This is a genomic window from Dietzia sp. DQ11-38-2, assembly GCF_014145055.1.
Classification (GTDB): Bacteria; Actinomycetota; Actinomycetes; order Mycobacteriales; family Mycobacteriaceae; genus Dietzia.
In genome coordinates this window covers 1-2,626 of the sequence record NZ_JAALDW010000265.1, presented here as the reverse complement: position 1 = coordinate 2,626, position 2,626 = coordinate 1, and the positions used below count along the sequence as shown (strand labels likewise).

At 71.2% G+C, this 2,626-nt stretch carries 1 protein-coding gene; it reads left to right on the top strand.

Going from position 1 to position 2,626, the window contains the following annotated elements; translation table 11 throughout:
* Positions 1–2,468, top strand: a 2,468-nt coding sequence (mfd, locus tag G6026_RS09685; protein WP_182613039.1) for a transcription-repair coupling factor, incomplete at its 5' end; no start/stop codon positions are given.
* Between the last annotated feature and the right edge of the window lie 158 nt (positions 2,469–2,626).

The following is a 2,626-nucleotide window of genomic DNA, read 5'->3' as shown; positions in this document are numbered from 1 at the left end:
GCAAGGACTCGGAGATGCAGGCCATGTTCGTCCGACTCCGGGCGCTCATGGCCTCCGGTGGCCGGGCGGCCGTGGTGGTCCCGGGCCACGGCACCGTCGATCGCGTCCTGGAGCGACTGTCCGAGGCCGAGGTCCCGGCCACCGCCGCCCCGGCGGGATCCGAGCCCGCCCCCGGCGTGGTGTCGGTGTACGAGGCGATCCTGCACGGAGGGTTCGCGCTGGCGACCGACTCCGGGGAGCAGGGGGACCAGCTCGTCGTCGTCTCCGAGACGGATCTCACCGGCAACCGACTCGGCGCCACCGCGCGCCCCAAGACGCGCCACGCCAAGCGCCGCAACCAGGTGGACCCCCTGGCCCTCAAGGCCGGCGACTGGGTGGTGCACGACCAGCACGGCATCGGCCGGTTCGTGGAGATGGTCGAGCGGCAGGTGCGCGGCGGGGACGGCTCGAGCCGGCGCGAATACGTGGTGATCGAGTACGCGCCCGGCAAGCGCGGCGGCGCCGGAGACCGCCTGTTCGTGCCCATGGAATCCCTCGGCCAGCTGAGCCGCTACGTGGGCGGGGAGGCGCCGACGCTGAGCAAGATGGGCGGCGCTGACTGGCAGAACACCAAGCGCAAGGCCCGCAAGGCCGTACGCGAGATCGCCACCGAGCTGGTGCAGCTCTACGCCAAGCGCCAGTCCGCACCCGGCCGCGCCTTCGGCCCCGACACCCCGTGGCAGCGGGAGATGGAGGACGCGTTCCCGTTCACCGAGACCGTCGACCAGCTCACGGCGATCGAGGAGGTCAAGGGGGACATGGAGAAGACCGCCCCCATGGACCGCGTGGTGGTGGGTGACGTGGGCTACGGCAAGACCGAGGTGGCGGTGCGGGCGGCGTTCAAGGCCGTGCAGGACGGCACCCAGGTGGCCGTGCTCGTGCCCACCACGCTGCTGGCCCAGCAGCACCAGGCGACCTTCGTCGAGCGCATGACCGGGTTCCCCGTGACCGTCAAGGGCCTGAGCCGGTTCACCTCCGACGCGGAGGCCAAGGAGATCCTCGCGGGCCTGGCCGACGGCACGGTGGACGTGGTGATCGGCACCCATCGCCTGCTCGCGACGGGTGTCCGGTGGAAGAACCTCGGCCTGGTGGTGGTGGACGAGGAGCAGCGCTTCGGCGTGGAGCACAAGGAACACATCACCTCGCTGCGCACCCACGTGGACGTGCTGACCATGTCCGCCACGCCCATCCCGCGGACGCTGGAGATGTCGCTGGCCGGGATCCGGGAGATGAGCCAGATCCTCACCCCGCCCGAGGAGCGCCTGCCCGTGCTCACGTACGTGGGGGCGCACTCGGACAAGCACGTCGCCGCCGCGATCCGCCGCGAACTGCTGCGTGAGGGGCAGGTGTTCTACGTGCACAACCGGGTGCGGACCATCGACGCCACCGCGGCCAAGATCCGCGACCTGGTGCCCGAGGCGCGGGTGGTGGTGGCCCACGGGCAGATGGGGGAGGAGCAGCTCGAGCAGACCGTCGGCGGGTTCTGGAACCGCGAATACGACGTGCTGGTGTGCACGACCATCGTCGAGACCGGCCTGGACATCTCCAACGCCAACACCCTGATCGTCGACCGCTCCGACCAGCTGGGCCTGTCGCAGATGCACCAGCTGCGCGGGCGCGTGGGACGGTCGCGTGAGCGTGGGTACGCCTACTTCCTCTACGACCCCGAGAAGCCGCTCACCGAGACCGCCTACGACCGGTTGGCGACCATCGCGCAGAACAACGACCTGGGTGCCGGCATGGCCGTGGCGATGAAGGACCTCGAGCTGCGCGGGGCCGGCAACGTGCTGGGCGCCGAACAATCCGGGCACATCGCCGGCGTCGGCTTTGACCTCTACATCCGTCTGGTCGGCGAGGCGGTGGAGGCGTACCGCGCCATCGCCGACGGCGAGTCCGTGGAGGTCGAGGAGGAGGTGGGCGAGATCCGCATCGAGCTCCCCGTCGACGCCTACATCCCGGTCGAATACGTCGACGGCGACCGGCTGCGACTCGAGGCGTACCGCAAGCTGTCCCAGGCACGGGCTCCCGAGGACATCGACGCGGTGGTCGAGGAACTGGTGGACCGCTACGGTCCCATGCCCGCCGAGGCCCGGCGCGTGGTGTCGGTGTCGCGGCTGCGGCTCGTGTGCCAGAAGTACAAGGTGCGGGAGATCGTGCTGGCCGGCTCCCGCCTGCGCGTGGGCCCGCTCGACCTGCTCGACTCGCAGCAGATCCGCCTCAAGCGCATGTACCCGGCCGCCCAGTACCGGGCCACGCAGAAGACCGTGCTGCTCCCGCTGCCCAAGGCCGCCGGAGCGCGTGCCGGCGCGGGCGCGGAGAAGGCGCGCGACGACGAGATGCTGCAGTACGCCGCCGACTTCCTCACCGCCATGGCAGGGGATCCGGAGGGCTCGAATCCGGTGATCCAGGCGGAGCCGGTGTCGGTGTGAGTCCCGAGCCCGGTCGCGAGCCCGACCCCGGCGATGGGCCGGGCGCTGGATCGGGTGCGGGGGATCGGCTCGCCGAGGCGATCGAGGTGATGGGCCGGATCCGCCGCGACGGCGAGTGGGAGGCCGCCCAGACCCATGCCTCGCTGCTGCCGTACCTG